The sequence below is a fragment of the Streptomyces sp. NPDC049577 genome (assembly GCF_040675635.1).
In the GTDB taxonomy this organism is placed as follows: domain Bacteria; phylum Actinomycetota; class Actinomycetes; order Streptomycetales; family Streptomycetaceae; genus Streptomyces.
Genome location: NZ_JBFAPH010000402.1, coordinates 1 through 5,241 on the forward strand (window position 1 = coordinate 1; position 5,241 = coordinate 5,241).

Annotated in this window: 4 protein-coding genes and 4 pseudogenes; 4 read left to right on the top strand and 4 right to left on the bottom strand. The window is 70.3% G+C overall.

Features of this window, described 5'->3' with window-relative positions:
* Positions 1 to 475, bottom strand: a pseudogene (locus AB0K09_RS29510) (IS5 family transposase); the annotation flags it as partial.
* Positions 476 to 525: 50 nt separating this feature from the next.
* A protein-coding gene (locus AB0K09_RS29515; RefSeq protein WP_366068471.1) for an IS5 family transposase occupies positions 526 to 1,322 on the bottom strand; the annotation gives its coding sequence in 2 pieces (ribosomal slippage) (positions 526 to 984 and positions 987 to 1,322; 795 coding nt in all).
* Between the two features lie 30 nt (positions 1,323 to 1,352).
* Here AB0K09_RS29515 and AB0K09_RS29520 point away from each other — a divergent pair.
* Positions 1,353 to 1,739, top strand: a pseudogene (locus tag AB0K09_RS29520) (VOC family protein); the annotation flags it as partial.
* Positions 1,740 to 1,788: 49 nt separating this feature from the next.
* On the opposite strand, the pseudogene AB0K09_RS29525 reads toward AB0K09_RS29520, so the two are convergent.
* A pseudogene (locus tag AB0K09_RS29525) lies at positions 1,789 to 2,805 on the bottom strand (IS630 family transposase); the annotation flags it as partial.
* A gap of 407 nt (positions 2,806 to 3,212) precedes the next feature.
* On the opposite strand from AB0K09_RS29525, the gene AB0K09_RS29530 reads away from it, so the two are divergent.
* Positions 3,213 to 4,028 (top strand): SDR family oxidoreductase, encoded by an 816-nt coding sequence (locus AB0K09_RS29530; RefSeq protein ID WP_366068470.1) that lies wholly within the window; start codon positions 3,213 to 3,215, stop codon positions 4,026 to 4,028.
* On the opposite strand, the gene AB0K09_RS29535 is transcribed toward AB0K09_RS29530, so the two are convergent.
* On the bottom strand, positions 3,995 to 4,447 hold the full coding sequence (locus AB0K09_RS29535) for a hypothetical protein (RefSeq protein ID WP_366068472.1): 453 nt from the start codon (positions 4,445 to 4,447) through the stop codon (positions 3,995 to 3,997). The two genes, AB0K09_RS29530 and AB0K09_RS29535, sit on opposite strands and share 34 nt — an antisense overlap.
* Between AB0K09_RS29535 and AB0K09_RS29540 the strand changes: the two genes are divergently transcribed.
* Together AB0K09_RS29540 and AB0K09_RS29545 are read left to right on the top strand one after the other, a co-directional pair.
* Positions 4,386 to 4,565, top strand: coding sequence for a hypothetical protein (locus AB0K09_RS29540; RefSeq protein WP_366068473.1), 180 nt, complete (start codon positions 4,386 to 4,388; stop codon positions 4,563 to 4,565). The genes AB0K09_RS29535 and AB0K09_RS29540 overlap by 62 nt on opposite strands.
* A 63-nt stretch (positions 4,566 to 4,628) precedes the next feature.
* Positions 4,629 to 4,998, top strand: a pseudogene (locus AB0K09_RS29545) (transposase); the annotation flags it as partial.
* Positions 4,999 to 5,241 lie beyond the last annotated feature (243 nt).

Consider the following 5,241-nt stretch of genomic DNA (forward strand, 5'->3'; position numbering starts at 1 on the left):
GCCTGACTGTCGTGCAAGTTCGCTCCCGATATCCCGACGGAGAGGGGCAGACCGGTTCGCTCAGTGACCAAGTGGATCTTCGAGCCGTACTTGCCCCGGTCCACAGGATTCGGACCCGTCAGATCCCCCTTTTCAGGGCCCGCATGTTCACCGAGTCGATCGCACAACGAGACCAGTCCAACTCACCGCGGGAGCCGAGTTCGTCCAGGACCAGGCGATGAAGCTTCGCCCAGACCCTCGCCTTGGTCCACTCGGAAAACCGCCGGTGGGCCGTGGCTCCCGACGGCCCGAACGACGCCGCCGGCAGTTGCTGCCACGTACACCCCGACGTGGCCACAAACACGATCGCGGCCAGCACTTCCCGGTCACCGTGCCGGCGCCGCCCGCCCCCCTGAGGCCGCGACGGCGCCTCCGGCACCACACGCTGGAACAACTCCCACAGCTCATCCGGCACCAGCCGCTCAACGATCCCCACGTCAGCAGACTATCGAACACTCCAAATGAGATGACCTGTTAGAGGTCGTCTCAGTTGGCAGTGCGTCGGTAGCAGATGAGGGCACTGGCGATGCCGACGAAGGCGAGGAAGTGCTCGGCTTTGCGCTCGTAGCGGCGGTGCAGGCGGCGGCAGCCACCCATCCACGACAGCGTGCGCTCTACGACCCAGCGGTGCCGACCGAGCCGGCCGGAGTTGTCCACGCCGCGCCGGGCGATGCGGGGCACGATCTGCCGACGCCGCAGCCAGTTCCGCAGGTGGTCGAAGTCGTATCCCTTGTCCGCGTGGAGCCGGGCCGGCCGACGGCGCCGGGGCCCGCGGCGTGACCGGATGGGCGGTATGCCGAGCATCATCGGCACGAGGGCTTGACTGTCATGCAGGTTGGCAGCGGAGACGCCCACTGAGATCGGCAGACCATTGCGGTCGCAGATGACGTGGATCTTCGACCCTTTCTTGCCCCGGTCGGTCGGATTCGGTCCCGTCAGGGGCCCCCTTTGACGGCGCGGACGCTGATCGAGTCGATCACGCAACGCGACCAGTCCACATCGCCCTTTGAACCGAGCCGGTCCAACAGCACGCGGTGCAGCTTGGCCCAGACCCGGGCCGCAGACCAGTCAGTGAAACGTCGATGCACGGTCTGCCAGGAGGCGCCGAAGACCGGCGGCAACTGCCGCCAGGTGCAGCCGGAGGTGGCCACGAACACGATCGCGGCCAGTACCGCGCGGTCGTCGCACCGCCGTCGGCCACCACCCTGCGGACGCTGCGGTGCCTCCGGCGCCACGTCCTGGAACAGCTCCCACAACCCGTCCGGCACCAGCCGCTCGACTATCCCCATGGCCGGATCAACGAACCACCGCCAATCAAGACACCGTCTTATATCGGACTGGTGACTATTGTCGTGCGTGACTATGACGAAGCCATTGCCTTCTACCGGGACATCGTGGGCTTCGAGCTGCTGGAAGACACCCGGATCGATGACGAGAAGCGGTGGGTGGTCGTGGCTCCGCCCGGTGCACGGGAGACGGCGGTGCTCCTGGCCCGGGCGACGGCCAGCGGTCAGGAGGAGCGGATCGGGGACCAGACCGGCGGCCGGGTCGGCTGGTTCTTGAACACGGATGCGTTCGACCGTGACTACGAGCGGATGAGGGCGGCCGGGGTCAGGTTCGAAGAGGCGCCCCGGCGCGAGCCGTATGGCACGGTGGCCGTTTTCCGGGATCTTTACGGCAACCGCTGGGATTTGATCCAGCTGGACCGGGGTGCTGGTCGGGAGGGGGTGAAGCCCGGCGAGGGACCGGTCAGGCCGCTCGCGGCGGATGGCCGCCCCAGCGGACGCCTATTTCGCTGCGGACGCGGGCGCGTTCACGCCGCTGAGCGGCCAGGACGTCGGGGTGGCGGGCGTTCTGATTGCGCCAGCGCAGGTAGCGGTGCAACTCGCGGGTCTGGACGGTGTGGTTGGGGGTGGTTCGAGTTGGCGAGGGTGAACTGCCGCAAGGGGCCGAAGTGGGCCTCGATCGGGTTGGCCCAGGACGCGTAGGCCGGCGTGAAGCACAGCTCGACTTTGTTCCTGGCCGCCCACCTGCGGATGCGCCAATTCGCATGGGCGGAGAGGTCATCCAGGATCACGTAGATGGGTGCGCCGTCCGGGCGGGCCGCCCGGATCGACCGCAGAGCCGCCCAGGTGTGGTCGATGCCTTTGCACCGGCGGTTGACGCCCCAGAGCCGGTCGTCGCCGACCGAGTAGCAGCCGTGGAAGTAGGTAATGCCGTGGGTGCGGCGGTAGGTGGCGGGCAGCCGGTCCGGCCGGCCGGTGCCCAGCACGAACCGGCGGTCGGTCGGATAGCGAGCGGGCCGAACTCGTCGAAGGCGAAGGTGCGGTCCGGCCGTTCGTTGACCGCGTACTCGATGCGGTCAAGCTTGGCGTCGAAGTCCGGGTCCGGGGACTCCTTCCAGGTCTTGGTCCGCTGGAAGGAGATCCCGCGGCGCACGAGCACGCAGCGAAGAGCTTCACGTCCGATCCGCACCGGCCGGGGAATGTTCCGCCGCAGGTGCTCGGCCAGCTTGCGGAGCGACCAGCGCGTGAACGGCTTGCCCAGCACGGCCGGACGAGTAGTGGCCGTCTGCACGACGAAGTCCTCCTCGTCACGGTTGAGCAGGCGGGGACGGCCTCCCGCCCACCGAGGGTCCAGGCAGGCAAGCCCGATCTCGTTGAAGCGGTGGATCACGTCGCGGACGGTGCCCTCGTCCGCCTGGACCAGGCGCGCGATGACCGGGACGCTGTTCCCGCCGGCCGAGGCCAGCAGCATCATCGACTTCGACTCGTGGGGGTGGGCTTCGCGGGCGAGGTCGAGGAAGCGGCGGCGTACGCGGGCGGATTCGACGCGTGACCCGATGCGGATGGCGCGCAGTCCGGTGGCGCAGGCGGCTTCAAGGTCGTCGACGACCAGGAGGGCGCGGGCGGCAGCGATGGCGTCGAAGGCGCTGGAGCGTGCGCGGGCTGAGTCGGGCGTGCTTCTGCCGCAAGTCTCCGCCGTCGCACCGTCGCACCGTTCCACCGACTACTCGCCGCTTTGTACGCCGCTGCCCTTCGCCACGATCGTTCCTCGCCCCGCACACAGCCGCGTGCCGACGGCAGCGGCACCCGCTCGGCCCGGCGATGCCGGCGCTTCGTATGATCGCAGTGCGGGGAACCGGAGCCGACCACCTTCGGAGGCAAATGACCATGCCGGAACAGCGTGTTGTCCTGGTGACGGGCGGGGGAACGGGAATCGGGGCCGCCACCGCCCGGCTGCTGCGCACCGCCGGGCACCAGGTCGTGATCTCCGGGCGGCGGCCCGAGCCGCTGCACCGGGTGGCCGAGGAGACCGGAGCGCTGGCACACCCTTCCGACGCCGCCGACCCCGAGGCCGTGCGCGAGCTCGTCGAGAAGACGGTGACGGCCTACGGGAGACTCGACGGTGTGGTGCTCAACGCCGGAATCGGGCGGGCCGGCGCGGTCGGCGACACCGCGGTCGAGGACTGGGAAGAGCTGATACGGATCAACCTCACCGGCCCGTTCCTGCTGCTGCGTGCCGCGCTGCCGCATCTGCTGGCGGCCCGCGGGGCGGTGGTCGCGGTCGCCTCGGTCGCCGCGCTCCGCAACAGCGTCGGCAACGCCGCCTATGCGACGTCCAAGGCGGGTCTGCTCCACCTCTGCCGCTCCCTCGCCGTCGACTACGGGCCGCAGGGGCTGCGGGCGAACGCGGTGTGCCCGGGTTGGGTGCGTACGGAGATGGCCGACCGGCGGATGGCGCGGTTCGCGGCGGAGGCGGGGATGGCGGGCGGCGCCGAGGCGGCGTACGAGGAGGCGAACCGGCTGTCTCCCGCCAGGCGGCCGGGTGAGCCGGAGGAGGTCGCCGAGGCGATCGATTGGCTGCTGTCGCCCGCCGCGTCCTACGTCAACGGGGCCGTCCTCACCGTCGACGGCGGGGTGACCACAGCCAGCGTCAGCGGTGCCGCCTTCGACTACCGGATCGAGGCGCGCACCCCGCGCCTGTAACGGTCTCCGGACAGGCCCGTTCCACAGGGCTGGCGGGGCTTGGCCCCAGGGCGGGGCCAGGGCCCCACAAAGAGGCTGGGCCGGGACGGAGCCCAGCGGCAGCCATGCTCGTCGCCGGGGATTTCGATGCCGGCAGCATGGCTCCCCATTGTCAACCGCCTCTTGGGGTGCCCCGATTGTGAGACCTGGGGAGATGCTCCGGTGCCGATCTGCGTCATGTCGCCCCGCCACAACACGTCGGGCACGACGGCGTCGAACGTGCGCCGCACCAGGGCAGGAGCCGCTTTCCGCTTGCCCGGGCGGGCCAGTGAACGGCGTCGGCGAGGCGGCGTGCGGCCCTGCAGGCCGAGCTCGACCATGATGTCGGCGACGGTGTGCTGCGACACCTGCCAGCCCTCCTCGCACAAGTCCAGCGTGATCCTCGGCGAGCCGTACGTCCGGCCCGAGCAGTCGAAGAAACAGCGGACCCGCTCGGCCAGGCCGACCCGCCTGATCTCGCGTTGCGTCGGCTGGAACGGACGGCGCCGCCACGTGTAGAACCAGGCTTCCGACACCCTGAGCGCCCGGCAGGAGGTGCGGTACGGAACACGGTGCACGGTCTTCGCGGCCCGACAGACGGAGGGGGTCTCCGAGCAGCTCACCGGCCTGCTGCGGCGCCTGGTCCGCGAGGCCGAGGGCCGAAACGCCGAGCCGTCCGCGTGCGTGCTGGACTCCCAGACCGTCAGGACTTCCACCAACGTCCACCTCGCGGGTCAGGGCACTGACGCCGGGAAACGGATCATCGGCCGCAAACGTCATCTGGGCACGGACACGCTCGTTCCTGCTGCTGACCGTCATGGCCACCGCCGCGAGTGTCTCCGACACTGCCACCGGCGTCCAGCTGCTGTCCCGCATCGCCGCGGCCCACCCGCGGGTCCGCACGGCCTGGGTCGACGCCGGCTACCGCACCACCACCATCGACCACGGCGCCCCCTGGGCTCCGACGTGTTTCGACGACTGGACCCGCTGCACCGTTCCCGTCCTGCGGCGCGCGCCGAACCGGGCGGCGCGGCGCCCACGCGGTCGGCAAGTACCGGTCAGCCGAGGTCAACAGTCCTGACCTCCAGGTACGCGTGCCGGCCCGTCGCACGGGCCTGATGAACGGCCACCAGCCGCTGCCACGCTGTCCGCTCCATCGTGGCCCCCCAGTCGGCCATGGACCGGACCTCGAACG

Bases quoted from the DNA above. Each gene is read 5' to 3' on its own strand.
- AB0K09_RS29530 (WP_366068470.1), top strand. From the start codon at position 3,213: ATGCCGGAACAGCGTGTTGTCCTGGTGACGGGCGGGGGAACGGGAATC.
- AB0K09_RS29540 (WP_366068473.1), top strand. From the start codon at position 4,386: ATGATGTCGGCGACGGTGTGCTGCGACACCTGCCAGCCCTCCTCGCAC.